The organism is Kitasatospora sp. NPDC001683 (assembly GCF_053596495.1).
Map to the genome: position 1 here is coordinate 143255 of NZ_JBSFGK010000005.1, position 24931 is coordinate 168185.

22 protein-coding genes and 1 riboswitch are annotated in these 24931 nt (G+C 71.0%); of the genes, 11 read left to right on the top strand and 11 right to left on the bottom strand.

All coding sequences use genetic code 11. The features are described 5' to 3' along the window. Window positions 1-447 precede the first annotated feature (447 nt). From ACWCYO_RS04275 to ACWCYO_RS04295, 5 genes are all read left to right on the top strand, one after another. Window positions 448-1728, top strand: coding sequence for an extracellular solute-binding protein (locus ACWCYO_RS04275; RefSeq protein WP_270141959.1), 1281 nt, complete (start codon window positions 448-450; stop codon window positions 1726-1728). 80 nt (window positions 1729-1808) lie between these two features. Continuing rightward, window positions 1809-2810 carry a carbohydrate ABC transporter permease gene (locus ACWCYO_RS04280; RefSeq protein WP_270141958.1) on the top strand — a complete coding sequence of 334 codons (1002 nt, stop codon included), beginning with the start codon at window positions 1809-1811 and terminating at the stop codon, window positions 2808-2810. A gap of 40 nt (window positions 2811-2850) precedes the next feature. After that, window positions 2851-3756 carry a sugar ABC transporter permease gene (locus ACWCYO_RS04285; RefSeq protein WP_449783275.1) on the top strand — a complete coding sequence of 302 codons (906 nt, stop codon included), beginning with the start codon at window positions 2851-2853 and terminating at the stop codon, window positions 3754-3756. Between the two features lie 55 nt (window positions 3757-3811). Beyond that, window positions 3812-5527 carry a glycoside hydrolase family 13 protein gene (locus tag ACWCYO_RS04290; RefSeq protein ID WP_449783276.1) on the top strand — a complete coding sequence of 572 codons (1716 nt, stop codon included), beginning with the start codon at window positions 3812-3814 and terminating at the stop codon, window positions 5525-5527. A 25-nt stretch (window positions 5528-5552) separates the two neighbouring features. After that, window positions 5553-6572: a LacI family DNA-binding transcriptional regulator gene (locus ACWCYO_RS04295; RefSeq protein WP_270141953.1), complete on the top strand. Its 1020-nt coding sequence runs from the start codon at window positions 5553-5555 to the stop codon at window positions 6570-6572. A 146-nt stretch (window positions 6573-6718) separates the two neighbouring features. Here ACWCYO_RS04295 and ACWCYO_RS04300 read toward each other — a convergent pair whose 3' ends face one another. The 3 genes from ACWCYO_RS04300 to ACWCYO_RS04310 all read right to left on the bottom strand — a co-directional run bounded on the left by ACWCYO_RS04300 (window position 6719) and on the right by ACWCYO_RS04310 (window position 10014). Beyond that, on the bottom strand, window positions 6719-6919 hold the full coding sequence (locus ACWCYO_RS04300) for a hypothetical protein (protein ID WP_270141951.1): 201 nt from the start codon (window positions 6917-6919) through the stop codon (window positions 6719-6721). Between the two features lie 249 nt (window positions 6920-7168). After that, a complete protein-coding gene (locus ACWCYO_RS04305) occupies window positions 7169-8431 on the bottom strand; it encodes a transglycosylase family protein (protein ID WP_270141949.1) in 1263 nt (420 codons plus the stop codon). 7 nt (window positions 8432-8438) lie between these two features. Continuing rightward, a riboswitch (cyclic di-AMP (ydaO/yuaA leader) is annotated at window positions 8439-8611 on the bottom strand. A gap of 452 nt (window positions 8612-9063) precedes the next feature. Then, complete coding sequence (locus tag ACWCYO_RS04310; RefSeq protein ID WP_270141947.1) at window positions 9064-10014, bottom strand: hypothetical protein; 951 nt, start codon at window positions 10012-10014, stop codon at window positions 9064-9066. Window positions 10015-10569: 555 nt separating this feature from the next. Here ACWCYO_RS04310 and ACWCYO_RS04315 point away from each other — a divergent pair. Next, window positions 10570-10833 carry a DUF397 domain-containing protein gene (locus tag ACWCYO_RS04315; RefSeq protein ID WP_270141945.1) on the top strand — a complete coding sequence of 88 codons (264 nt, stop codon included), beginning with the start codon at window positions 10570-10572 and terminating at the stop codon, window positions 10831-10833. 369 nt (window positions 10834-11202) lie between these two features. Here the strand turns inward: ACWCYO_RS04315 and ACWCYO_RS04320 are convergent, their stop codons facing one another. Further along, window positions 11203-11772 carry an ATP-binding protein gene (locus tag ACWCYO_RS04320; RefSeq protein ID WP_449783277.1) on the bottom strand — a complete coding sequence of 190 codons (570 nt, stop codon included), beginning with the start codon at window positions 11770-11772 and terminating at the stop codon, window positions 11203-11205. 418 nt (window positions 11773-12190) lie between these two features. On the opposite strand from ACWCYO_RS04320, the gene ACWCYO_RS04325 reads away from it, so the two are divergent. Further along, window positions 12191-13057: a helix-turn-helix domain-containing protein gene (locus ACWCYO_RS04325; RefSeq protein ID WP_270141941.1), complete on the top strand. Its 867-nt coding sequence runs from the start codon at window positions 12191-12193 to the stop codon at window positions 13055-13057. Window positions 13058-13205: 148 nt separating this feature from the next. Here the strand turns inward: ACWCYO_RS04325 and ACWCYO_RS04330 are convergent, their stop codons facing one another. Both ACWCYO_RS04330 and ACWCYO_RS04335 read right to left on the bottom strand, forming a co-directional pair. Further along, window positions 13206-13811 carry a TetR/AcrR family transcriptional regulator gene (locus ACWCYO_RS04330; protein ID WP_270141940.1) on the bottom strand — a complete coding sequence of 202 codons (606 nt, stop codon included), beginning with the start codon at window positions 13809-13811 and terminating at the stop codon, window positions 13206-13208. A gap of 228 nt (window positions 13812-14039) precedes the next feature. Further along, entirely contained in the window at window positions 14040-15554 is a 1515-nt protein-coding gene (locus ACWCYO_RS04335) for an MFS transporter (protein WP_449783278.1), read from the bottom strand. Window positions 15555-15641: 87 nt separating this feature from the next. Between ACWCYO_RS04335 and ACWCYO_RS04340 the strand changes: the two genes are divergently transcribed. Next, the gene (locus ACWCYO_RS04340; RefSeq protein WP_449783279.1) at window positions 15642-16088 is read left to right on the top strand and encodes a MarR family winged helix-turn-helix transcriptional regulator; all 447 of its coding nucleotides are present in this window, start codon (window positions 15642-15644) and stop codon (window positions 16086-16088) included. A 31-nt stretch (window positions 16089-16119) separates the two neighbouring features. On the opposite strand, the gene ACWCYO_RS04345 is transcribed toward ACWCYO_RS04340, so the two are convergent. The 5 genes from ACWCYO_RS04345 to ACWCYO_RS04365 all read right to left on the bottom strand — a co-directional run bounded on the left by ACWCYO_RS04345 (window position 16120) and on the right by ACWCYO_RS04365 (window position 20739). Then, a complete protein-coding gene (locus ACWCYO_RS04345) occupies window positions 16120-17067 on the bottom strand; it encodes a M56 family metallopeptidase (protein ID WP_270141934.1) in 948 nt (315 codons plus the stop codon). 241 nt (window positions 17068-17308) lie between these two features. Further along, on the bottom strand, window positions 17309-17878 hold the full coding sequence (locus tag ACWCYO_RS04350; protein WP_449783280.1) for a DUF5134 domain-containing protein: 570 nt from the start codon (window positions 17876-17878) through the stop codon (window positions 17309-17311). 256 nt (window positions 17879-18134) lie between these two features. Further along, entirely contained in the window at window positions 18135-18893 is a 759-nt protein-coding gene (locus ACWCYO_RS04355) for an amino acid ABC transporter ATP-binding protein (protein WP_270141930.1), read from the bottom strand. After that, window positions 18890-19711, bottom strand: coding sequence for an amino acid ABC transporter permease (locus ACWCYO_RS04360; protein WP_449783288.1), 822 nt, complete (start codon window positions 19709-19711; stop codon window positions 18890-18892). The genes ACWCYO_RS04355 and ACWCYO_RS04360 overlap by 4 nt, the downstream gene beginning before the upstream one ends. A 137-nt stretch (window positions 19712-19848) precedes the next feature. Beyond that, window positions 19849-20739 carry an ABC transporter substrate-binding protein gene (locus tag ACWCYO_RS04365; RefSeq protein WP_270141928.1) on the bottom strand — a complete coding sequence of 297 codons (891 nt, stop codon included), beginning with the start codon at window positions 20737-20739 and terminating at the stop codon, window positions 19849-19851. A gap of 547 nt (window positions 20740-21286) precedes the next feature. On the opposite strand from ACWCYO_RS04365, the gene ACWCYO_RS04370 reads away from it, so the two are divergent. From ACWCYO_RS04370 to ACWCYO_RS04380, 3 genes are read left to right on the top strand one after another with little or no spacing between them, the layout of a single operon-like run. Further along, a complete protein-coding gene (locus ACWCYO_RS04370; protein WP_270141926.1) occupies window positions 21287-22687 on the top strand; it encodes a DUF6421 family protein in 1401 nt (466 codons plus the stop codon). Then, entirely contained in the window at window positions 22684-23442 is a 759-nt protein-coding gene (locus tag ACWCYO_RS04375; RefSeq protein WP_270141924.1) for an SDR family NAD(P)-dependent oxidoreductase, read from the top strand. The genes ACWCYO_RS04370 and ACWCYO_RS04375 overlap by 4 nt, the downstream gene beginning before the upstream one ends. Beyond that, window positions 23439-24515, top strand: coding sequence for a threonine aldolase family protein (locus ACWCYO_RS04380; RefSeq protein ID WP_270150820.1), 1077 nt, complete (start codon window positions 23439-23441; stop codon window positions 24513-24515). Before ACWCYO_RS04375 ends, ACWCYO_RS04380 begins: the two co-directional genes overlap by 4 nt. Window positions 24516-24931 lie beyond the last annotated feature (416 nt).

Consider the following 24931-nt stretch of genomic DNA (forward strand, 5'->3'; position numbering starts at 1 on the left):
CCGGCGCAGGTCCCGGCGCGTGCAGAGCCGGGGCCAGCGCTCGAGGTGTTCGATCAGCGCCCGGCCGATGCCCCGGCCGATGCCCCGGCGGGTTCGCCCAGCAGGAGCGGTTCGTCCTCGGTGACGGTTCGGATGCGCATGGGTTCAGTCTGCTGCAACGGCTTTCAGCCACCCACGGTGGTCGCGTCGACCGTGCGGAGCGGGGCGAAAGGGGCGAAGGCGGACATCACGCCGCACTGTCAACTACCGCTCGGATACGTCCAGGACACGTGGGCGTAACGATCGGCGTTTCTTGCAGAAACTTGCTGCAAGGACTTTCCGTCACTCTTGCGCCGCTGTTAACTTCCTTGCGAGCCCGACGGCAGCAACGATGCGGTCGGCACGAGGCAGCCATTATGCGCCTGTCTCCGAACATCTCGGGCACCCCCACCCTCCCAAGGAGTTCTCATGCGGCGTGGCATCGCGGCCTCTGCCCTCGTTGTGGCCCTCGCGGTCTCGATGGCTGCCTGTGGCAGCAGTGGCGGCTCCGGTTCGGACGGCAAGGCCGACGGCCCGGTCACCCTCACCTACTGGGACACGTCGAACGCCACCAACGAAGCTCCGAACTACCAGGAACTGGCCAAGAAGTTCGAGGCGGCCAACCCGAACATCAAGGTCAACTTCGTCAACGTGCCGTTCGACCAGGCGCAGAACAAGCTGCAGACCGCCATGGGGGCCAAGGGCGCACCGGACGTGTTCCGCTCCGACGTCGGCTGGACCGCCGCCTTCGCCAAGGCCGGCTTCCTGGAGCCGCTGGACGGCACCCCGGCCGCCGCCGACGCCTCCGCCTTCCAGCCCAGCCTGATCCAGCAGGCCAAGTACGACGGCAAGCTGTACGGCGTCCCGCTGGTCACCGACACCCTCGGCTTCCTCTACAACAAGGACCTGTTCGCCAAGGCCGGCATCACCGACGCCCCCAAGACCTGGGACGAGCTGAAGACCGACGCCGCCGCGATCAAGGACAAGGCCGGCGTGGACGGCTTCTGGCTGAAGGCCGCCGACGGCTACTACGCGATGCCGTTCCTGTTCGGCGAGGGCACCGACACCGTCGACGCCGCCAACAAGAAGATCACCATCACCTCGCCCGAGGCCGTCAAGGGCATCGAGACCTACAAGTCGATGTTCACCTCGCCCGGCACGGCCAAGGCCGACGTCACCACCGACGCCTACGCCCACATGATGGACGCCTTCAACAGCGGCAAGGTCGCGGCGATCATCCAGGGCCCCTGGGAGATCACCAACATCTACAAGGGCTCCGCCTTCGCCGACAAGAAGAACCTCGGCATCGCCCCCGTCCCGGCCGGCTCCACCGGCAAGGCCGGCGCGCCCACCGGCGGCCACAACATCGCGGTCTACGCCGGTGCCGACAAGGCCCACAAGGCCGCCGCCGAGAAGTTCGCCGCCTTCATGACCTCGGCCGAGAGCCAGGCCTTCATCGCGCAGAAGAACTCCACCCTGCCGACCCGCTCCGACGCCTACACCGCCGACGTCAAGGCCGACCCGGGCATCGCCGGCTTCCAGGCCATCCTCGGCAGCGCCAAGCCGCGCCCCGAACTGCCCGAGTACGGCTCGCTGTTCGACTCGCTCGGCACCAATCTGGGCAAGGCCGTCCAGGGCACCAGCACCCAGGACGCGCTGAACACCGTGGCCACGGACTACGCCAAGCTCCTGCCGGGCTTCGCCAAGTAGTCCCCGCAGCCCGGCCCGCCGACACCGGCGGGCCGGGCCGTCGGCCTCCCCCGAGACTTCCCCCCGAGAAGGTGCAAACGATGTCAGTCGCCGTGCAGGGCGCCACCGGCAAGGGCAGCCGGGAGCGCGATCAGCGTCCGGGCCTGCTGGAACGCCTCAAGCGCTCCTACGCCAAGCACTGGTACGCCTACGCGATGATCGCCCCGGTCGTGCTGGTGCTCGGCGTCCTGGTGTTCTACCCGCTCGTCCAGGGCATCTGGCTGACCCTCACCGACGCCAACAGCCTCAACGTCGCCCGCAAGATCGGCGTCAACGAGATCCCGGCCAGCTACCAGTACGTCGGCTTCCACAACTACGCGGACATCCTCTGGGGCCCCGGCTCGTACGACCGGTTCTGGTCCCACTTCGTGTGGACCATCGCCTGGACGGTCGTCTGCGTCTGCCTGCACTACACCCTCGGCCTCGGCCTCGCCGTCCTGCTCAACAAGAAGCTGCGCGGGCGCGCCGCCTACCGGATGCTGCTCATCCTCCCGTGGGCCGTCCCGACCTTCGTCACCGTCTTCTCCTGGCGCCTGATGCTCTCCGACGGCGGCGTCGTCAACACCATGCTCTCCGCCCTGCACCTGCCCGAGCCCGGCTGGCTCACCGACCCGTGGGCGCAGAAGGCGGCGGCGATCCTGGTCAACACCTGGGCCGGCGTGCCGTTCATGATGATCTCGCTGCTCGGCGGCCTGCAGGCGATCCCGGCCGAGCTGTACGAGGCGGCCGAGATGGACGGCGCCACCCGCTGGCAGCAGTTCCGCCACATCACCCTGCCCGGGCTGCGCAGCGTCTCCTCCACGGTCGTGCTGCTCGGCGTGATCTGGACGTTCAACCAGTTCAACGTCATCTTCCTGCTGTTCGGCAAGGGCGCCCCCGACGCCCAGCTGCTGGTCACCTGGGCCTACCGCCTCGCCTTCGGCCAGATCCCCCAGGACTTCGCGCAGTCCGCCTCCTACGGCGTGATCCTGCTGTCCATCCTGATCGTCTTCACCGCCTTCTACCGGCGCTGGCTCGCCCGCAACGAGCAGGCCAACGGCTGAGGCCCCGGACCCAGTTGACCCACGAAGGCAGGTAACCCCGATGAGCACCACCACCGAACGCCCCGCCGCCGCGGCGACCGCGGCCCCGGCCGCCCGGCCCGCCAAGTTCCGGCCGCGCGGCGAGAGCAGCCCGCTGTCCAAGGCGCTGTCCCACGGCGTCCTGATCCTGGCCAGCCTGATCGCGCTGTTCCCGGTCGGCTGGATCCTCTTCGTCTCGCTCGGACCGGACAAGACCGACTACCTCCACCCCGGCGAGATCTTCGGCAAGCTCACGCTGTCGAACTACCAGCACGTGCTGGCCGACACCGACTTCTTCACCTGGTTCGGCAACGCCCTGCTGGTCTCCGGCATCACCACCGTGTTCGGCGTGCTGCTCGCCGCCACCACCGGCTACGCCGTCTCCCGGATGAAGTTCCCCGGGCACAAGCCGCTGATGTGGTCGCTGCTGGTCACCCAGATGTTCCCGATCGCGGTGCTGATCGTGCCGATGTACACGATGCTCTCCGAACTCGGCCTGCTGGACAGCTACACCGGCCTGATCCTGGTCTACTCGACCACCACCGTGCCGTACTGCGCCTGGCTGCTGAAGGGCTACTTCGACACCATCCCGGTGGAGATCGACGAGGCCGGCCGGGTCGACGGGCTCAGCCCGTTCGGCACCTTCTGGCGGCTGGTGCTGCCGCTCGCCCGCCCGGGCCTGGCGGTGGCCGCCTTCTACTCCTTCCTCACCTACTGGGCCGAGGTGCCGTTCGCCTCCACCTTCATGCTCAGCTCCGACAAGTACACCCTGGCCGTCGGCCTGCAGAGCTTCGTCAGCGAGCACGACGCTCAGTGGAACCTGATGGCCGCCACGGCGGTGCTCATCGCGATCCCGTCCGCGGCCTTCTTCTACCTGGTGCAGCGCCACCTGGTCACCGGCCTGACCGCCGGTGCCTCCAAGTCGTAACGCTCCCGCACCCCTCAGCGCTCCTCGCTCCTCTAGTCCCCAAGGGATACCGTCCATGACCCAGAACCTGGCCGACACCTCCCGGCCTGCCGCCGACACCGCTCACGAGGCGGCCGCCCTGGATCCTGTGACTGGCAGCGCGGCCAGAGGCTGGTGGCGGGACGCGGTCATCTACCAGGTGTACCCGCGCAGCTTCGCCGACTCCAACGGCGACGGCATGGGCGACCTGCCCGGCATCCGCAGCCGCCTGCCGTACCTGCGCGACCTCGGCGTGGACGCCGTCTGGCTCTCCCCGTTCTACGCCTCGCCGCAGGCCGACGCCGGCTACGACGTCGCCGACTACCGCGCCGTCGACCCGATGTTCGGCACCCTGCTGGACGCCGACGCGCTGATCCGCGACGCCCACCAGCTGGGCCTGCGGATCATCGTCGACCTCGTCCCCAACCACTCCTCGGACCAGCACGAGTGGTTCCAGCGCGCCCTGCGCGAGGGCCCCGGCTCCCCGCTGCGCGAGCGCTACCACTTCCGCCCCGGCAAGGGCGAGAACGGCGAACTGCCGCCCAACGACTGGGAGTCCATCTTCGGCGGCCCGGCCTGGACCCGCACCGAGAACCCGGACGGCACCCCCGGCGACTGGTACCTGCACCTGTTCGCCCCCGAGCAGCCCGACTTCAACTGGGAGAACCCGGCCGTCGCCGACGAGTTCCGCTCGATCCTGCGGTTCTGGCTGGACATGGGCGTGGACGGATTCCGCATCGACGTCGCCCACGGCCTGGTCAAGGCCCCCGGCCTGCCCGACCTCGGCGGCGCCGACCAGCTCAAGCTGCTCGGCAACGACGTCATGCCGTTCTTCGACCAGGACGGCGTGCACGAGATCTACCGCAGCTGGCGCAAGATCCTCGACGAGTACCCGGGACAGCGGATCGGCGTCGCCGAGGCCTGGACCCCGACCGTCCAGCGCACCGCCAACTACGTCCGCCCCGACGAGCTGCACCAGGCCTTCAACTTCCAGTACCTGGGCACCGATTGGGACGCCGCCGCGCTGCGCGAGGTGATCGACGTCTCGCTCGACTCGATGCGCCCGGTCGACGCGCCCACCACCTGGGTGCTGTCCAACCACGACGTCACCCGGCACGCCACCCGCTTCGCCAACGAGCCCGGTCTCGGCACCCAGATCCGCACCCCCGGCGACCGTGCGCTCGGCCTGCGCCGTGCCCGCGCCGCCACCCTGCTGATGCTCGCGCTGCCCGGCTCCGCGTACGTCTACCAGGGCGAGGAGCTCGGCCTGCCGGACGTCACCGACCTGCCGGACGAGGTCCGCCAGGACCCGTCCTTCTTCCGGCAGGCCGGTCAGGACGGCTACCGCGACGGCTGCCGCGTCCCGATCCCGTGGTCCGGCAGCGAGGCCCCGTACGGCTTCGGACCGGTCGCGGGCGGGCCGTCCTGGCTGCCGCAGCCGGCCGAGTGGGCCGAACTGAGCGTCGAGGCGCAGACCGGTGACCCGTCCTCCACCCTGGAGCTCTACCGCAGCGCGCTGGCCGTCCGACGGGCCCGGCCCGACCTCGGCGCCGGCACCGAGGTCGAGTGGCTGGACAGCCCCGAGGGCACCCTCGTCTTCCGGCGCGGCTCCTTCGTCTGCACGGTGAACACCACCGGCGAGCCGGTGCGGATGGCCGCCCCGGGTCGGCTGCTGCTCGCCTCGACCGAACTCGTGGTGGACGGCGGCGAGACGGTGCTCGCTCCGGACACCACCGGCTGGTGGGCGGTCTGACGTGGTTGCAATAGGCTCTGGGACCGTGACTACGGCGCGACTCTCAGACATCGCGGCACAGGCGGGGGTCAGCGAAGCCACCGTCTCCCGCGTGCTCAACGGCAAGGCGAACGTCTCCGCCGCCACCAGGCAGACCGTCCTGGCGGCGCTGGACGTGCTCGGTTACGAGCGGCCGACCCGGCTGCGCCAGCGCAGCGCCGGGCTGATCGGGCTGATCACGCCGGAGTTGAGCAACCCGATCTTCCCCGCGCTGGCGCAGGTGATCGAGCAGGTGCTCAGCCGGCACGGCTTCACGCCGGTGCTGTGCACCCAGACCCCGGGCGGGTCCACCGAGGACGAACTGGTCGAGATGCTGGTCGACCGGGGCGTGGCGGGCATCGTCTTCGTCTCCGGGCTGCACGCCGACTCCACGGCCGACCACGACCGCTACGCCCGGCTGGCCGGGCGCGGGGTGCCGTTCGTGCTGATCAACGGGTTCAGCGAGAAGATCGACGCGCCGTTCATCTCGCCGGACGACCGGGCCGCGATGTGGATGGCCGTCCAGCACCTGGCCGAGCTCGGGCACGAGCGGATCGGCCTGGCGGTCGGGCAGCGGCGGTACGTGCCGGTGCTGCGCAAGATCGAGGGCTTCACCGCGGCGATGCGCGAGGTGCTCGGGCTCAGCCAGGAGGAGGCGGAAGGCCTCGTCCACCACACGCTGTTCAGCGTGGAGGGCGGGCACGCGGCGGCCGGTGCGCTGCTCGACAAGGGCTGCACGGCGATCGTCTGCGGGAGCGACATGATGGCGCTCGGGGCGATCCGGGCGGTGCGCCAGCGCGGGCTGTCGGTGCCGCAGGACGTGTCGGTGGTCGGCTTCGACGACTCGCCGCTGATCGCCTTCACCGAGCCGCCGTTGACCACGATCCGCCAGCCGGTCGAGGCGATGGCGACGGCCGCGGTGGACGCGCTGCTGGAGGAGGTCGGCGGGAACGCCGCCCAGCGCGGGGAGTTCATGTTCCAGCCGGAGCTGGTGATGCGGGGCTCCACGGGGGCCTGCGCGCGCTGAGGTTGCTCGGGCGCTGTGGCGGTTCGGTAGCTGTGGCTGTTCGGGCGCTGTGGCTGTTCGGTAGCTGAGGCTGCTCGATATCTGTGCCAACTGACGGGCCCCGGAGGGCGGTTGCCTCTCCGGGGCCCGTCGGCGTGTGCGCCCGGTCAGCCTTCCTGGACGTTCGGGCGGTCGGTGGCGACCCGGTGGCCGTCGCCCGCGTCGCCGGTCCGGGTCTCGGTCCGGCGGCCGCGGGCCAGGTAGTCGCGCACGACCAGTTCGACGGCGTCCTGTGGATTCTTGGTACCGGAGAGCAGCATCGCGTCGATCGCGAGGTTCGCGTCGAGCGTGATGGTGACCTGGGCCATGGTGACTCCTCCTCGGGTGCAGAGCAGCAGCATGCCCCCTGCGTCGGAGTTTGACCATGCGGAATACGGCGCTGCGAGTGCGTCCGGGCGGGCACGCCGAAGCCCCGGGGAGGAGCGACCAGACTCTCCCCGGGGCGGTCGGGAGACGGCCGACAACCGACGGATGACGGATGACAGATGATGAAATCTGTCATCCGTCAGCTGTCAGCTGTGATCCGTCACCTGTCAGCTGTCCGGTGTGCGCGCTGCTCAGACCCGGCCGGCGAAGTCCGGGGCCCAGTTGGCGATGGTCTGGAGGCGGACGCCCACGCTCGGGTTGGCGGCCTCGACGTACTGGCCGCCGCCGATGTAGATGGCGACGTGGTAGACGCCGGAGTCCTTGCCGTTGTTCGACCAGAAGAGCAGGTCGCCCGGCTGCAGGCTGTCCAGCGAGACGTGGGTGCTGGCGGCGGCCTGGTCGGCGGCGACGCGCGGGATGTTGATGCCCGCGGCGCGCAGCGCGGCCTGGGTCAGGCCGGAGCAGTCCCAACCGCCGTTGCCGGTGCCGCCGTAGACGTACGCCTGGCCGACCTTCGACTTGGCGAAGGAGACCGCGGCGGCCATGCTGCCGGTGGCGGCCGGGGCCGGGGTCTGCGCCTGGGCGGCCGGCTTCACGGCCGGGGCCTTGGTCTGGGCGACCGGCTTGGCGTCCACGGCACCGCCGTTCGAGGCCTGGCCGGACTTCTGCGAGCGGTCGAACCAGGCGAAGTCCGACCCGGACTTGGTGGCGGTGGAGGACTTGTCGGCCTGGGCCGAGCCGGCGTCACCGAAGGTCAGGCGCTGGCCCGGGTAGATCATGTCCGGACCCTCGGTGAGGGTGCTGCGGTTGAGCTCGTACAGGTGCTGCCAGCCACCCTGGACGTTGTGCTTGTCCGCGATGGAGGACAGCCAGTCGCCCGCGACGACGGTGTAGTCGCCGGCCTGGGCCTGCGCCTGGCGCTTCTGCGCCCAGTCGCTGTTGGCGGACTTGGCGGCGGCGGAGTCGCCGGAGGCCTTCGCCTGGTCCTGGGCGGGCGCGGACGCCGCGGCGGGCTTCGCGGCCTGGGCCTGACCCTGGGCGGGCTTGGCGGCCGAGGCGGTGTCGACGGCGGCCGGGGCGCCGCCCTTGGTAAGACCGGCCTGGACCGAGCAGACCGGCCAGGCGCCGGGGCCCTGCGAGGCCAGGACCTTCTCGGCGATGGCGATCTGCTGGTCCTTGGTGGCGAGGTTGGCCTGCGGGGCGTACGCGGTGCCACCGAAGGCGGCCCAGGTGCTGGAGGTGAACTGCAGGCCGCCGTAGAAGCCGTTGCCGGTGTTGATGCTCCAGTTGCCGCTGCTCTCGCACTGGGCGACCTTGTCCCAGGTGGCGACGGAGGCGGCGTTGGCGGTGCCGGTGGTGAGGCAGGGAACCGTGAGGCCGACGCCCGCGACGCCGAGGGCGGCGATCACGCGACGGGTACGGCTGGACAGGCGGTTGCCGTTGGAAGGCAGCATGAAGACGCGGTCCTCTCCCACGCCTGCGAGGTGAGCTGTCGGATTCGGGCTGGAGTTGCCCGGCCGCGCTGTTGGGCGCGGCTTCACCCCTAGCCCAGGACCGTTTCCGGGAAGCGGTCCGGGGCGACTTACCTGTGGTTCCCCCGCTCCTGCCGTGGTGCGTTTTCGCGCTGCCAGGACATCCGACGGCAGGACTCGGCGTCGCGGATGAACTGGGTCCGTGTGGTCACGAACGGGGAGCACGTTAAGCAGACTTAAGTTCGAACTGCAAATATCTGTGATGCGCATCACGGTTTACCGGAAAGCGCGAATGGCTCGCAATTCATGATCGTAAATGATCGTTTTCCGGCAATTCCGCGATGTATTCCGCGAGCTGGTTCCGCCTCAGGAGAAATGTGACGGAGCGTTGAAACGCGGTGGGGGCGCGGCCTTCCGGTCGGGGGTGCCGGCGAATCGAGCGCCCGACGACGTGCCGACCATTCATCGACAAATGGCACCAGAACGGACATTGCGGGTCATTGGCCACTTAACTCTCCTGCGGGGCAATCCGAACAAGCCGAAGGGGCCCGGAACGCAGCCGTTCCGGGCCCCTTCGGTGGTGCGGGTGTCGTGACAGGCGGTCCGTGGGTTCGCTAGCCCTCCACGGGCCCTTCAGCGGCCGCGTGGGCACGTCGGGAGCCCTCCCCGGCCCCGCCGGTGGCAGCGGCCTCCGCCTCGGCCTCGGCGAGCTCCTCCGCCGTCGGCGTCGGCAGTGCGGCCAGGTAGGTGGAGGCGATCAGCTGGCCGACGGTCGGGTAGGCGCCCAGCGGCGCCGCCGACGGGCAGCCGGTCTCCTCGGCGGCCGTGGCGAGCAGCTCGGAGTCCGCCTCCGGGCCGATGACGAGCGGGGCCAGCGCCGGGCGCTGGGAGCCGGTCTCCTTGAGGTGGTTGACGGCGTCGGCGACCGAGCCGGGCACGTCGAGCGCCGCGGCCACGACCGGGACGGCCAGTCGGGCGGCCAGCAGCACGCCGGTGATTCCGGCCGCGGCAGCCGCCTCCTCACCTCCGACGGTGGTCAGCACCACGCCGTCCGCGGCGGTCGCGATGGCGAACAGCCGGGCCCGGTCGGCCCGGGCCAGCCCGGCCTCGGACAGCCGTACGTGGACGGCCTCGGCGAGCAGCGGGTGCGGGCCCAGCGCGTCGGTGACGGTCGCGCCGTACTCGGCGGCGAGGGCGTGAAGCTCGGTCAGGAAGCCGTGCGGCCCGGGCACCAGCGGTACCACGACGGGCGTCGGCAGTCCGGCCTCGGCGGCGGCCGCCAGCAGCTCCGCCACGGTGCGGTCCTCGGAGTCCCCGGCCTCGGCGCCGTCGGCCGGGAGGTAACCGACCGCGGCCTGGACGCCGGCGTGCTCGCTGCGGACGATCGAGAGCAGCTCCTCGACGACCGAACGGGACTCGGGCCCCGCGGTCGCGGGCACGGCGAGCACCAGGGCCGGCGAGCCGGTGCGGATCTCGGGGCGCTCGGGGCGACGGTGGCGCCCCCGCGCACGGGAGCCTGGAGTGCGGACGGGCAGTGGCGCGCCCGGGATGGCTGCGGTGCTCATGCCGGAGATCGTAGGACATCGGCCCGTCAGGCCTGCAGTCGGCTGCCGTACGGGTTTCGGGTGGTCGTGGTGCGGAGGCCGTGTCGCTGTCGCGCTGGTCCGGGCGAATTGCCTACAATCCGGACATTCCTCGCCCAATGCCCGAGCGGGCCCGCGCAGTTGCCTCGACGTGTCCCGGGGGGCGGCGCGTTGCACCCGGGACGCGTGAGATGTCTCACAGTCGGACGGCGGTCTGACGGAGGGTCACGGCGGCGCGACTCCCGGCATTCGAAGATCAACATTCAGCGGGGGGCCGCTCACGGCCGGTTATGGACGACCCGTCGATTCAGTGGGCTATGTCCGTTTACGTACCGTCAGGAGAAGGGTCCGTGAAGAGTTCGGGGCGGCCGACAAAAGGCCCGATGCACCTGCAACGTCCCGTGCTGATGCACGTGCACTGCGGCTATCATCGCGTCAAGTGAGGCGTTGTGCCGGGCCGGTACGGGGCCGGTCCGTTCTGGCGGTGCCGGGGGCGCCGCGCTGGACGACAACTCCGGAGCTCTTCGGGAGACTTCTATGCACGACTCGCAGGACACGCACGGCTCGAACCACACCTACAACGGGATGGCCGCCGCGGACCTCAAGGGGGTGGTCTGGCAGAAGAGCCGGCACAGCAACTCCCAGGGCAACTGCGTCGAGTTCGCGGCCCTGCCGGGCGGCGACGTGGCGATGCGCAACTCGCGCTTCCCGGACGGTCCGGCGCTCATCTACACCCGGGCCGAGATCGCCGCCCTGCTGCTGGGGGCCAAGGACGGGGAGTTCGACCACCTGGCCGTCTGACCGGCCGCTTCACCATCGGGGGGCCGTCGTGGGTGCTGACACCACGACGGCCTTTGTCTTTGCCGGGCCGTCCTCGCCCGGCGGCGGGCCTTCCTGCTTCCGTGCGGTTGCGCGGTGGAGGCCGTACGGCGGGGCCTGCTGTACTGCCGCAGGCGGCCCCGCGGGCTGCCCGCTTCCTCCGGGCCGGAGCGTCCGGTCGGGCGAGCCGGTGCCGGGGACCAAGTGCTCGGGCCGGTGCCGGGACCAGTGCTCGGACCGTTGTCCGTGCCGGTTTCGCGGTCCGGTGCGATCCGGCGCGGTGGCTTGGCTGAAGGGCTCGGGGTGTGATCCTCCCGGGGCGCCCCTCGGGCGGCCGTGCGCCGTGTGGCGTTAGGCCGAGCGCCGGTGCCGGCCACCGAGGTCGAGCCGTCCGTCCAGCGCGGTACCGTCCAGTGCCCTGCAGCCGTCGAGCCCGCCGCCGGCCGGCTCCGTCGCGAACACGGCCCAGACCACCTTGCCGCTGCCCAGCGGGTGCCAGCCCCAGGAGCGGCTGAACGACTCCACCAGGTGCAGCCCGCGCCCGGATTCGGCGACGAAGTCCGCCTCCCGGGCCACCGGGCCGATGCAACTGGGATCGCTCACCGCGCAGACCACCTGGGGCGCGCGGTGCACCAGGCTTATTCGGATCGGCAGCCGTCCGTCCGGGGTCGGCTGTGTGGGAAAGTCGTACTCGCCCAGGGCGCCGCCCGACGGGTCGGGTCGTGCGCCGATCGCATGCCGGAGCGCGTTGGTCACGAGTTCCGAGGCCACCAGCGCGACATCGTCGAACAACTCCATCAGGCCCCAGCGCTGAAGAGCGGTCCGGGCGAAGTCGCGCGCGGTTCTCACGGCTTCAAAACGAGGAGCGAGCGTACAGGTGACCACATGGGGGTCAACCGCCAAAGCCGTACCGGTGCTCATGAAGAGCTCCTCCCATAAGGGGGCGGACACGGCTGGACCCGCCGGGGTCATGCCGGTCACCTCCGACTCGCTCGGCCGCTCGGCCGCCCCCTCGACCAGGCGCGCGCGCACTCGAACGCCCGGTGGCGCGGGGGACGCCGCCGGGCCGGTGCACGGAGTCGCGCGTGGGGTCGACGCGGAGCCCGCGGGATTGCCAGGGATGTGCAGGTGCACGTGCACCATGGTGGTGTGCGCTCACTGCAGATGCAAGAGTCGATTCACGTGCAGTCGCACTATTGGCATATGCAAGCGCCGGATGCACGTGCATCCTGGTGCGCGGAGTGCAGAACTGATAGGAACATCCGTCAGTATCGGCACCGTGAGCGCTCAACTGATGGCAGACTGTGCGCTGTTTGCCCTAGGTGGAGGTTTCGACCGCATGACCACAGTTCAGCCGGGCGGCGGCTCGATGGTCCGCCGGATCCTCCTCGGCTCGCAGCTGCGCCGCCTGCGCGAGGCGCGCGGGATCACCCGTGAGGACGCGGGCTACGCGATCCGCGCGTCCGAGTCCAAGATCAGTCGCATGGAGCTCGGCCGGGTCAGCTTCAAGGAGCGCGACGTCGCCGACCTGCTCAGCCTCTACGGCGTCGACGACGGCCTGGAGCGGGAGGCCCTGCTCGGCCTGGTCCGCGAGGCCAACAAGTCCGGCTGGTGGCACAGCTTCAACGACGTGCTGCCGGGCTGGTTCCAGACCTACGTCGGCCTCGAGGAGGCCGCCCAGCTGATCCGCACCTACGAAGTGCAGTTCATCCCCGGACTGCTGCAGTCCGAGGAGTACGCACGGGCGGTTTTCGGCCAGAGCCGGCCGGTCATCAGCGAAGAGGAGGTCGAGCGGCGGGTCAGCCTCCGGCTGCGCCGCCAGAAGCTGCTGACCGAGGGTGCCAATCCGCGCCTGTGGGCGGTCATCGACGAGGCCGCGCTGCGCCGGCCGGTCGGCGGGCCCAAGGTGATGCGTGGTCAGGTGCAGTACCTGATCGACGTCGCCGAGCAGGCCAACGTGGTCATCCAGGTCATGCCGTTCCGCTTCGGCGCGCACGCGGGCGAGTCCGGGGCGTTCACGATCCTGCGGTTCCCGGAGCAGGACCTCGCGGACGTGGTCTACCTGGAGCAGCTCACCAGCGCGCTCTACCTGGACAAGCGGGACGACGTCGACGCGTACGTCCAGGTCATGGAGCGGCTCTGCGTGGACAGCCTCACGCCCGAGCGCACGATAGACCTGCTTGCCTCGATCCTGAAGGAGCGCTGAGCAACTCCCGGGCGGGGCCTGGGAGATCCGCTGTTCTCGCGCCGTTCGCGGGAGCTGTTCCCGGGAGGCGTTCGTGCGCGCCGCCCGCGCGCGCTGCTCGTGAGTGCTGTTCGTGGAAGCGTCCGGCGGTCGGCCGACTGCCCCGCGGTCAACCGCGGGCCGGCGGCCGTTCGCGTTCCGGCGGCAGCGGCTGCGGCGGACGGCCCAGCTCCCAGGCCAGGTCGTAGCGGCCGAACAGGTCGGCCCGGATCGGCGCCAGCGGGATCTCCGCGCCCGGTAGCAGCACCCCGATGCAGCCGCCCATCAGCGCGCTGCGCAGCACCGCGTGCTCGGCGACCGGGTCCGGCGCTCCCCAGTCCTCCAGCAGGCCCTGCAGGATCGCGCCGACCTGCTGCTGCTCCGGGTCCTGGACGAAGGCGCCGGTGTCCGGGTCGAGGATCAGCGCCAGGTGGGAGCGCATCACCCGGGGGTGGTCCATGGCCAGGCTGAGGACGGTGTCGATCGCGCGGGCCAGCCGGGCCTCGGGGGAGGCGCCGGGCGGCAGTTCGGCCAGCGCGCCGGAGAGCGCCTGGTGCATCAACCGGTGCGTGGCGGACTGCATCAGCAGTCGTTTGCCGTCGAAGTAGTACGAGAGCAGGCCACGGGCCAGTCCGGCGCGCTCGGCGATGTCGGTCAGCGTGGTGCCGGCGTAACCGCGCTGGTCAACCAGCTCGATGGTGGCCCGCATGATGCGTCGACGGGAGCGTTGCCGCATCTCCTCGTTGACCGAATCCCCGCGAGGTGCCATCGTGTCTGCTCCGAACGTTCGTTGGCTCCGGGCCAATATACTTGCGGAGCCGGTGGCCGCGCCGTGGAACCGTGCCCTGACGGGTGCCGCCCGGGCGGCCGGTGCAGGGACGGCCGGCTCCACCAACACGGGGGTTTGGTGGAGCCGGCACCAGTGCCCGGCGGTCAGGGGTCGACCGTGGGCGAGGGCCGGGGGTCAGCGCTCGGTCAGGACTCCGGTCCGGGCCACGGATGGCCCGGCAGGCGGATAATCATAATCCGACACCGACATGGGAGTTGAATTCCGGCGTCGGTCCACCAGGGCACCCACCGCGGCCACCACCAGTCCGACCAGCGCGACCGCGGTGACCAGGACCAGCGCCGGCCGGTAGCCGTCCAACTGGGCCTGGGCGCTGTCGCCGCCCGCGCTGCCGGCCGTGATCATCGCGGTCGCCCCGGCCAGCACGACGGCGGTTCCGACCTGGATCGCGGTGTTCACCAGCCCCGAGGCCAGCCCCTGCTCCTCGTCGGCCACCCCGTCGGTGGCGGCGATGTTCACCGAGGGGAAGGCCAGCGCGAAGCCCACGCCGAGCAGCAGCATCGAGGGCAGCACCAGGACCAGGTACGAGCTGTGCTCGTCCAGGCGCAGGAACAGGGCGAAGGCGCCGGCCAGTGCCAGCAGGCCGATCGGCAGCAGCCGGGCGGTGCCGAAGCGGTCCACGATCGGGCCCATGAACGGTGCCGAGAGGGCGATGAAGGCACCGGCCGGCAGCAGCCCGAGGGCCATCTGCAGGGCCGACCAGCCGAGCAGGTGCTGCAGGTAGAGCGTGACGACGAACTGGAACCCGCCGTACGCGCCGGTCATCGTGAAGGCGACCACGTTGGCCCGGGCCACCGAACCGTTGCGGAAGATGCCGAGCCGGACCAGCGGATGGGCGGTGCGGCTCTCCACCAGCAGGAACGCGGCGGCCAGCGCGGCGACCACGACCAGCGAGCCGAGGGTGCGCAGGCTCAGCCAGCCGGCGCCCTGGGCCTCGGTCACGGTGAACACCAGCAGCAGGACGGTCGCTGTGCCGGTGATCGCGCCGAGCACGTCGTAGCCGCCCTTGGCGGGCTCCTCGACCGGGCGGGGGAGCAGGCGGACGGCGAAGAGCAGGGCGAGCAGCGCGACCGGGACCGGCATCAGGAAGGTCCAGCGCCAGCCGACCGAGGTGAGCAGACCGCTCAGCACCAGGCCGAGGGAGAAGCCGCTGGCGCCACAGGTGGTGTAGATCGACAGCGCCCGGTTGCGGGCGGGGCCCTCGGCGAAGGTCGTGGTGATGATCGACAGGCCGGCCGGGGCGGTGAAGGCGGCGCTGACGCCCTTGAGGAAGCGGGCCGCGATCAGCAGGCCGCCGTCGTCGACCAGGCCGCCGAGCAGTGAGGCGGCGGCGAAGGCGCTGAGCGCGACCAGGAAGACCCGGCGACGGCCGAGCAGGTCGGCGGCGCGTCCGCCGAGCAGTAGCAGGCCGCCGTAACCGAGCACGTAGCCGGAGACCACCCACTGCAGGGTGGAGGTCGAGAGGTGCAGTTCGGAGCCGATGGAGGGGAGGGCGACGCCCACCATCGAGACGTCCAGGGCGTCCAGGAACATGGCGGCGCAGAGCACGACGAGGGTGCCCCAGAGGCGGGGTGTCCAGTGCAGCCCGCTGGTTGACGGGGTGTCGGGTGGCGTGACGGTCGCGGTGGTCATGGAGAGGACAGTACATGCGTGTGCATTCAATGCAAATGAATAAGATGTGAATGCATAAATTTACGATGCACGTGCTAGGCTGGCGGCGTGGCTGAACTCGACTCCCTCGAAGCCTCGGCGGAGGCCGGTCTCATCGCGGAATGGCGCGAGCTGCTCGCCCGCCATGCCGCGGCCGTCTGTGCGCTCGACCGTGAGCTCGGTGAGAAGTACGGGCTGGGCATGAGCGAGTTCGAGGTGCTGGAACGCCTGGTGGAGGGATGTCAGGCCGAAGGCCGCCACGCCCTTCGGGCGAGCGAGCTGGCGCCCACCGTCCATCTGAGCCAGAGCGCGCTGTCCCGGCTGATCGCCCGCCTGGAGAAGGCCGGACTGGTGACCCGGGCGATGTGCGCGAGTGACCGGCGGGGCATCATGATCGCCCTGACCGAGGCCGGGCGGGAGCGCTACGACCAGGCCCGGCCGCTCCACCGCGAGGTGCTCGGGCTGACGCTCGGCGGCCACTTCGCTCCGCTCTGCGGAGGGGCCGCATCGGACTGACGCGCCGTCAACGTCGTTACGGCTGGGTGCGTCAGAGAAGCGAGCGGAGCCCTGGGGCGACGGCGAGCAGGACGGCCGCGGCGGGTGCGGCCAGGGCGGCGGCGGTCAGCTGCAGCCGGTGCGGGACGGACAGCCGGGGGCGGCCCGCGAGCAGCCGGTCGACCCGCTTCGGGGACTGCGCCAGACCGGGCGGACAGGCGCCGAACACCCCACGGTCCAGGTTGAGTTCGGCCAGTGCGAGGGCCGTGGTGTGCCGGCCGTGCCGACGCGCCGCCCGGTCGTCCGCCGCCAGCTCGACCAGCTCCGCCACCTGGTCCCGGAAGGCGCGGAACACGCCGATGCCGGGGAATCCGGAGGCGAGCGCCTGGGCGAACTGCTGCAGCCAGTGGTGCCGGGCCCGGACGTGTCCGCGCTCGTGACTCAGCACCGCCGCCAACTCCCGGGCGGTGAGCTGCTGGAGGGCGCCGGTGGTGACCACCAGGCGGGAGTTCGGACCGGGAAGCGACCAGGCCTCGGGCCGGACGTTCTCCAGCACCACCAGCCGCTCCCGGCGACTCCGGGCGGTCTCGATCGCCTCGGGCAACTCCGGTGCGCGGTTCGCCAGTTGGGCGTGCCGACGGTTGCGCAGGGCCTTGGCCGTACGGACCTCGCGGGTGAGCGCCAGCACCGTCTGCAGCGCGCCCGCCGCCAGGACCGCGGCGCACAGCCGGCCCCAACCCTCGGCGTCCTCCAGGCCGTACGCGTCCTCCACGCCGTGCGGGGCGCCGGCGAACACCCAGGCGCGCAGTTCGGGCTCGGCGGCGGAGGCGGCGAGGACCAGACCCAGGGCGCAGCACAGCAGTACGGCCAGCACGATGCACTGCCACACCAGCAGCGCCAGCACCGGTTCGCGCTCCACCCAGCGGGCCCGGGCCAGCAGCCGGGGCACGACGGTGGAGAGCAGCAGGCCGAGCAGCAGCAGGCCGGTCAGGGCAGTCATCGCATGGGCTCCCCGAGTACGCACGGAACGCGACAAGGCGCTCCCTGCCAACCTATGTGCTGGCGACGTCCGGTGGAACGGCTTTCCGCGGGCCAGTGACCAACGCCACGCGCGGGCGCGGGCTTTGGCGGGGCTTCGGTGTGGGCTTCCGCGCGGCTTCGGTGTGGGCCTTGGCACGCGCGCCGGCGTGAGCCTCGGCTCGTGTGGCGGTGTGGGCCTCGGCTCGTGCGGGATGGTCGGGTCACATGGTCAGGAGCATGGCGAACATGCCGATGCCCATGGTCAGCCGGCAGGCCCGGGGCAGACCGGTGGTGCCGAGCACGAGGGTGCCGGCCGGGGTGCGCAGCAGCCGGGCGCCGGCCCACAGGGAGTAGCCGCCGAAGTAGAGCAGCAGCGCGCCGGTGAGCAGGGGCGTGCCGAGGGCGGTGGCGTGGTGGTGGTGTCCGCCGGGGGAGGCGGTCATCGCCAGGGCCAGGTACGTCATGGCGAGCGCTCCGACCGCGTGGTGCAGCCGGTGTGCCCGGCCGGTGGGGGCGTGCAGGGCGGCGAGCAGGAAGACGGCACCGGGGAGGGCGAAGAGGCACGCCCAGACGGCGGCCGGGACGGTGGCGCCGGTGACGGCCATCGCTGCCATGCCGAGCCCCATCAGGGCTTCGGCGGCGTCGGATTCCCGGGCGAGCGGCGGGTGGGCGCGGCGGGAGCCGGGGGCGGTGGTGGCGCAGGAGGCCTGCCGCAGGCGGGTCAGGCAGTAGGCACCGGCGGTGGCGGTGAGGAGGGCGAGGAGCCAGTTGACCAGAGTGGGCCCGTGCAACGGCGGCCTCCCGGGGGTGGCGGGCGGCGAACGACGGGCAGCGAACAGCTGACGGATTTCAGCTGACAGATTTCAGAATCTGTCAGCTGAAATCCGTCAGCTGTCATCCGTTCCCCGTCCTTTTCCGCCCCGGCGACGATCGTCCCTTCCACGATCACCGCTGCGCCCCCGACGCGACCAGGGCGCGTACAGGGGCGCACAGTGGTGACCGCCGTCGTGCGATCCACCCCGGGCGCCCCATGCCCCGACCGGCCGCTCAGCCCTGGAGCCGCCCCGAGGCGACGACCCGGCTGAGGAACTGCCGGGTCCGCTCCTCCTGGGGATCGCCGAACACCTGCTCCGGCGGCCCCTGTTCGAGCACCACCCCGCCGTCCAGGAAGCACACCCGGTCGGCGACCTCGCGGGCGAAGCCCATCTCATGGGTGGAGAGGACCATCGTCATCCCCTGCTCCTTGAGGTCCCGGACCACCGCCAGCACCTCCCCGACCAACACCGGGTCGAGCGCCGCGGTGATCTCGTCGAGCAGCAGCAGCCGGGGCCCGGCCGCCAGTGCCCGCACGATGGCGACACGCTGCTGCTGCCCACCGGAGAGCCGGTCCGGGTACTCCTTCGCCTTCGCCGCCAGCCCGAGCCGGTCCAGCAGCTCCAGTGCCGTCGCCTCGGCCTCCGCCCGTCCGACCCGGTGCACCCGCCGTGGCGCGAGCGTGATGTTCTCCAGCACCGTCATGTGCGGGAACAGGTTGTACGACTGGAACACCACGCCGATCCGGCGCCGCACGGCGTCCTCGTCCGCGCGCGGGTCGGTGATCTCCTCGCCGTCCAGGAAGATCGCCCCGTCGTCGATCCCCTCCAGCAGGTTGACGCAGCGCATCAACGTGGACTTCCCGGAGCCGGACGCCCCGATCAGTGCCGTCACCGAGTGCTCGGGGACGGCGAGGTCCACGTCGCGCAACACCACCTGGTCGCCGAAGGTCTTGCGCACCGACTCCAGCCGGAGCACCTCGGTCCCGCTCACACCGCACCTCCCTGCAGCTGCCGACGGTTCGTCCGCCCGGTCAGCCAGTCGGCGAGCCGGGTCAGCGGGATGGTCAGCACGATGAACACCACTCCCGCCACCAGATACGGCGTGAAGTTGAAGGAGTGCGCAGCGATGATCTTCGCCGCGTACACCGCGTCGATCGCGCCGCCGATCGACACGAGCCCGGTGTCCTTCTGCAGGCTGACCAGGTTGTTGATCAGCGGCGGCACCACCCGCCGCACCGCCTGCGGCAGCACCACGTACCGCATCGACTGGGCGTTGGTCAGTCCCAGCGACCGCGCCGCGGCCCGCTGGCTCGGGTGCACCGACTCGATGCCCGAGCGGAACACCTCCGACACGTACGCCGAGTACGTGAGCACCAGGGCCGCCCCGCCGAGCAGCAGCGGATCGGTGGTCACCCCGGTGAGCCGCAGCGCCGGCACCCCGGTGATCATCACCAGCAGGCAGATGATCATCGGCAGCCCGAGGAAGAAGTCCACGTACGCGGTGGCCAGCAGCCGCACCGGCAGGAACACTGGCCCGCGCAGCGTCCGCAGCACCGCGAGCAGCAGCCCGAACACCAGGATCAGCACCCCGCAGCCGAGCATCAGCTCCAGGTTGAGCCGCAGCCCCCGCAATACCTCGGGCAGTGCCTGGCGGGCGTAGTCCAGGTTGAAGAAGGTCCGCCGAGTCACCTCCCAGCCGGGGGAGTTGACGACCAGCAGATACAGCGCCACCGCCGTCAGCACGGTCGAGGCGGTGGCGATCAGCGTCGAGCGGCGGGCGCGCGAGCGCCGGTACGCCTCGTGCGCCAGCCGCCGCTCGGACGGGCGGTACCCGTCCTCCTCCGCCCGGCTCTGCCAGTCCTCCGAATTCTCCGAACCCTCCGAACCCTCCGAACCATTCGGGTTCTTCGCGACGTCGAGCGGTCCGGCCGCGCTCGCCTCCCCGCTCACTTCAGCACCGGCGCCGAGACGGCGTCCGACAGCCACTGCTTCTCCAGCTTCGCCAGCGTCCCGTCCGCGCGCAGCGCGTCCACCGCGGCCGACACGCACGGGGTCAGCCGGGATCCCTTGTCCAGCACCAGGCCGAACTGCTCGCCCTGCGCGGCCGATTCGAACTGCCCCACCACCTGGGCCTCCGGCACCTCGGCGCCGGTGATGTAGAAGGCCGTCGGCAGGTCGACCACCAGCGCCTCGACCTGACCGTTCTTCAGCGCCGCCTTCGCCAGGTCGTTGGAGTCGAACACGGCCGCCGGGGTGCTGGGCTTGATGGTGTTGGTGATGGTGTCCAGGCTCGTGCTGCCGATCTGCGCGCCCAGCTTGGCGCCCTTGAGGTCGGCGATGCTCTTCGCGCCCGCGGCCGGGGAGCCCTTCAGCGCGATGAGGGCCTGGCGCACGGAGTAGTAGCCGGAGGAGAAGTCCACCGCCTGCTTGCGCTCGTCGCTGATGGACACCTGGTTGATGTCGAAGTCGAAGTCCTTGGCCCCCGGGGCGGTCGCCTTGCCGAACGGCGCGACCACCCAGCCGACCTTGTCCTTCGGGTACCCCAGCTTCTCCGCCACGGCGTACGCCACCGCCGACTCGAAGCCCTTGCCGTTCTCCGGCTTGTCCTCGGAGAACCACGGGTCGTAGGCCGGCTTGTCGGTGCCGATGGTCAGCTTCCCGGCGGTCCGCGTGGCCAGCGCGCCGGGCGCGCAGCTCGCCGCCGCACCGGCCGAACCCGAGGTGCCGGCGGCGGCGCTCCCATCGGAGTTGGCAGCCTGCGGCGCGCACCCGGTGAGCGCGGCGGCGACGGCCAGCGCGGCGAGGGGCAGGACGGCGGACGGCTTGCGGAGGCTCATGGCAGGACTCCAGGGGAGGGACCGGGCGGGACGGGAGGAAGGGTCGGGGCAGGCGCGGCGGTGCGGGGCGGGCCGGGCCGCTTCCCGGCGGATCACTTCCCCCGGTGGCGGCGTCGGAACACACACGGCATGGTCGGCGTACGGGCCCGCGTCCGCGGCGCCCCGAGCCGGAACAGCGGCAGCCGGTCGGCCGTGGTCGGGCCGAGGGCCGCGGTCGGGTCAACGACAGCGGCGGCAACGGCCCTGCGTGCGGCAGCGGCAACGACAACAGGCCTGCTGACGGGAGGGCGCCCGGAACGGGCTGGCGTGGCGCTCGGCCACCGTGATCACCGCCGGGAGCATGCCGGGAGGCTCGCATCAGAACGGCGCATCTGTCCAGAGCATCCACGAGACCGTCCACATGCCGGACAAGCGGCGCTCCGGCACAGGTTTTGGGGTCGGAACGGGGGTGCGCCGGAGTTTTATCGGTTCGGACCCCCTTGAACGGGAGAACCTTTCGTACTTATGGTGTCCTCGTTGAAATAACTCCTGTCGAAGTGAGTCCACGATGCAGAATCTTTCGCCAAGGCTCGCAGCGGCGGCCGACGCCCCGGTCTCGACCCTCGCCGCCCACCCGGCGTGGCTGCGCCTGAAGGAGGCCGTCGAGACGCTGCGCCCGCTGCAGTCCAAGGACGGCTCGATCGACCTCTCCGCCGTCCAGCGGCAGACCGTCGACCCGCTGGTCGCCACCGTCCGGGCCGCCGTCGAGGAGCTCGCCCCGAACTTCCCGCATGACGCCGCCTACCTGGCCGCCGTCGACGCCGACCTCGCCAAGTGGGCCGACACCGGCTACCGGGAGCCCGACTTCCTGGACTCGCTGCTCGCCTTCCAGCCCGCCGAGCAGCGCGAGGACGGCCTGGAGCACCTGGTCGTCTTCCCGATGTACACCCAGAACGGCAACCCGGACCGCAACCTCGAAGCCGTCCTGCTGAGCGTGGTGTGGCCGGAGTGGCTGGACGAGCTGGAGCGCACCCGCTTCGACAACCCTATGTTCGTGCCGATCACCTTCACGGACTTCACGGCCGGCTACGACACCAACTCCGCCGTGCTCTTCCCCGAGACGGTCGCCGTGCGCAAGGCGCCGGAACGTTTCACCTGGGGCGGCATCTTCTGCGACCGCGAGGCGGCCCGCTTCCGCGCCGTCTCCACCAGCGCCGTCGAGCAGCTCGGCCTGGAGATCCCGGCCGATGCCGAGGGCCTGCTCAAGGACCAGCACCGCGCGCAGGAGACCTTCGTCCTGTGGGACCTGGTCCACGACCGCACCCACAGCCACGGCGACCTGCCGTTCGACCCGTTCATGATCAAGCAGCGCAGCCCGTTCTGGATGTACGGCCTGGAGGAGCTCCGCTGCGACCTCACCACCTTCAAGGAGGCGGTGAAGCTCGAAGCCGAGGGCGACCCGCACGCCCGCGACGTCCAGTACGCGATCCTCTTCGACCGCCTGTTCCGCTTCCCGGTCAGCGGCGACCGCGTCCGCAACTACGACGGCCTCGGCGGCCAGCTGCTCTTCGCGTACCTGCACAAGCACGACGCGCTGCGCTGGCGCGACAACCGCCTCACCATCGACTGGGAGCGCGCCCCGCAGGTCACCAACGCGCTCTGCGGCGAGATCGAGACCCTGTACCGCGACGGCATCGACCGGCCCAAGCCGGCCCACTGGATCGCCGCCTACGAGCTGGTCTCCCGATACCTCACCCCGCACCCGGCCTCCACCTGGGCGAAGGGCCCCGAGGCCCTCCCGCTCGACATCACGGACGGCAAGGCCCTGAACAAGGCGCTGTGCGACGCCGTGCTCCCGGACGAGTTCCCGCTGAGCATGTTCTACGAGGCCCTGTCCAAGAAGCTCCGCGGCGTCATCGCCGCCACCGCCGGCATCACCGGCGCCGGTATCCAGGGAGTCGCCGCGTGACCACCACCCCCTCCACCAAGCTGGCCGGCAAGGTCATCGCCGTCGCAGGAGCCAGCGGCCCCGCCGGTCAGGCCGTGCTGCGCCGCCTCACCGCCGAAGGCGCCACCGTGATCGGTGCCGACATCGACGCCAGGCGCCTGGAGGCCGCCCTGGACGCCACCCGCGTCGCGGTGCGCGGCGCGAAGGTGAGCGGCCAGGTGATCGACCTGCTCGACCCGCAGGAGGTCCACGACTGGGCCGACCACCTGGAGGCCGAGCACGGCCACGTCGACGGCCTGTTCCACCTGGTCGGCGGCTGGCGCGGCAGCAAGACCTTCTTCGACACCCGCCTGGACGACTGGGACTTCCTGCACGACACCGTGGTGCGCACCCTCCAGCACACCTCGCTGGCCTTCCAGCCCGCGCTGGTCCGCAGCTCGGCCGGTCGCTACGCGATGGTCTCCGCCGCGGCCGCGCACAAGCCCACCGCGGGCGGCGCCGCCTATGCGGCCGCCAAGGCCGCCACCGAGGCCTGGACCCTCGCCATGGCCGACTCCTTCAAGAAGGAGACCACCGCCCCGGACGGCGAGCCCACCGCGGCGGCTGCGATCCTGGTCATCAAGGCGCTGGTCAGCCCCGAGATGCGGGCCGAGAAGCCGGAGGCGAAGTTCGCCGGCTTCACCGACACCGCCGACCTCGCCGGACACCTGGCGGACCTCTGGGACCGCCCCGCAGCAGAACTGAACGGACAGCACCTGTGGCTGACAGCCCGATGACCGACCCCACCCGTACGGACGCGGTACGGCGGCACGACCCCACCGTCCGCGGCTTCGCCAGCGACAACTACGCCGGCGTGCACCCCGAGGTCCTCGCCGCGATCGCCCTCGCCAACGGCGGCCACCAGGTCGCCTACGGCGAGGACGACTACACGGCACACCTCCAGGACGTCTTCCGCCGCCACTTCGGCGACCGGGCCGAGGCCTACCCGGTCTTCAACGGCACCGGCGCCAACGTGGTCGCCCTCCAGGCGCTGCTGCCCCGCTGGGGCGCCGTGGTCTGCGCCGACAGCGCCCACATCCACGTGGACGAGGGCGGCGCCCCGGAGAAGATGGGCGGCATCAAGCTGCACATCGTCCCCACCCCGGACGGCAAGCTCACCCCCGAGCTGCTCGACCAGCAGGCCTACGGCTTCGGCGACGAGCACCGCGCGCAGCCGCTCGCGGTCTCCATCACCCAGAGCACCGAGCTCGGCACCCTCTACACGATCGACGAGATCCGCGCGATCGTCGAGCACGCCCACCAGCTCGGCATGCTCGTCCACATGGACGGCTCCCGGCTGGCGAACGCCGCCGCCTCGCTCGGCCAGCCGATGCGCGCCTTCACGACCGACCTCGGCGTCGACGTGCTGTCCTTCGGCGGCACGAAGAACGGGCTGCTGCTCGGCGAGGTCGTGGTGGTGCTCAACCCGGACCGGGTGCGCAACATCAAGTACCTGCGCAAGACCTCGATGCAGCTCGCCTCGAAGATGCGCTTCGTCTCCGTCCAGTTCGAGGCCCTGCTCGCGGGCGACCTCTACCTGCGCAACGCCGGCCACGCCAACGCGATGGCCAGTCGGCTGGAGGCGGCGGTCCGGAAGATCGACGGCGTCGAGATCGTGCGCCCGGTCCAGGCCAACGCGGTGTTCGCGATCCTCCCGCGCGAGGTGAGCGAGCGACTGCAGAAGCGTTACCGCTTCTACTTCTGGAACGAGCACACCGGTGAGGTCCGCTGGATGTGCTCCTACGACACCACGGAGGCGGACATCGACGCGTTCGCGGCGGCCATCTCCGAGGAGATGGGCCGCGCCTGACGACGCGCCGGTCGACCCCGCCGCACAGCGATCGCCTCCGCCCGGAACCCGGGCGGAGGCGATTTGCATGTGGCGGGCCGGTACCCGTACAGTTCCGGAGTCGCCGCGGGAGACCGGGGCAACAAAGCGGAAAGCGAATCCGATGAATGAAACTCCGGAAAACGGGGCGGAAAACATCTGATAAGCTGAAAACACGAAAGAACGAAGCGCCCGGAGGGCCCGCTGGAAGGCGGTCCGAAGGAAGCGTCCGTTCCTTGAGAACTCAACAGCGTGCCAAAAGTCAACGCCAGATATGTTGACATCCCCGGCCTCGGTCATTGCGATCGGGGTTGGAGATTCCTTTTGAAATAACACTAGCGAGGACGCAGTGCGCGGGGCCGCCCTATTCCGGTGGTTGCCGTGCCGCTCAACGCGGG

What these genes read in the sequence shown, in the direction of transcription:
- ACWCYO_RS04275 (WP_270141959.1), top strand. Translation starts at nt 448, where the DNA reads ATGCGGCGTGGCATCGCGGCCTCTGCCCTCGTTGTGGCCCTCGCGGTC.
- ACWCYO_RS04280 (WP_270141958.1), top strand. Translation starts at nt 1,809, where the DNA reads ATGTCAGTCGCCGTGCAGGGCGCCACCGGCAAGGGCAGCCGGGAGCGC.
- ACWCYO_RS04285 (WP_449783275.1), top strand. Translation starts at nt 2,851, where the DNA reads ATGAGCACCACCACCGAACGCCCCGCCGCCGCGGCGACCGCGGCCCCG.
- ACWCYO_RS04290 (WP_449783276.1), top strand. Translation starts at nt 3,812, where the DNA reads ATGACCCAGAACCTGGCCGACACCTCCCGGCCTGCCGCCGACACCGCT.
- ACWCYO_RS04300 (WP_270141951.1), bottom strand. Translation starts at nt 6,919, where the DNA reads ATGGCCCAGGTCACCATCACGCTCGACGCGAACCTCGCGATCGACGCG.
- ACWCYO_RS04305 (WP_270141949.1), bottom strand. Translation starts at nt 8,431, where the DNA reads ATGCTGCCTTCCAACGGCAACCGCCTGTCCAGCCGTACCCGTCGCGTG.
- ACWCYO_RS04310 (WP_270141947.1), bottom strand. Translation starts at nt 10,014, where the DNA reads ATGAGCACCGCAGCCATCCCGGGCGCGCCACTGCCCGTCCGCACTCCA.
- ACWCYO_RS04315 (WP_270141945.1), top strand. Translation starts at nt 10,570, where the DNA reads ATGCACGACTCGCAGGACACGCACGGCTCGAACCACACCTACAACGGG.
- ACWCYO_RS04320 (WP_449783277.1), bottom strand. Translation starts at nt 11,772, where the DNA reads ATGAGCACCGGTACGGCTTTGGCGGTTGACCCCCATGTGGTCACCTGT.
- ACWCYO_RS04325 (WP_270141941.1), top strand. Translation starts at nt 12,191, where the DNA reads ATGACCACAGTTCAGCCGGGCGGCGGCTCGATGGTCCGCCGGATCCTC.
- ACWCYO_RS04330 (WP_270141940.1), bottom strand. Translation starts at nt 13,811, where the DNA reads ATGCGGCAACGCTCCCGTCGACGCATCATGCGGGCCACCATCGAGCTG.
- ACWCYO_RS04335 (WP_449783278.1), bottom strand. Translation starts at nt 15,554, where the DNA reads ATGACCACCGCGACCGTCACGCCACCCGACACCCCGTCAACCAGCGGG.
- ACWCYO_RS04345 (WP_270141934.1), bottom strand. Translation starts at nt 17,067, where the DNA reads ATGACTGCCCTGACCGGCCTGCTGCTGCTCGGCCTGCTGCTCTCCACC.
- ACWCYO_RS04365 (WP_270141928.1), bottom strand. Translation starts at nt 20,739, where the DNA reads ATGAGCCTCCGCAAGCCGTCCGCCGTCCTGCCCCTCGCCGCGCTGGCC.
- ACWCYO_RS04370 (WP_270141926.1), top strand. Translation starts at nt 21,287, where the DNA reads ATGCAGAATCTTTCGCCAAGGCTCGCAGCGGCGGCCGACGCCCCGGTC.
- ACWCYO_RS04380 (WP_270150820.1), top strand. Translation starts at nt 23,439, where the DNA reads ATGACCGACCCCACCCGTACGGACGCGGTACGGCGGCACGACCCCACC.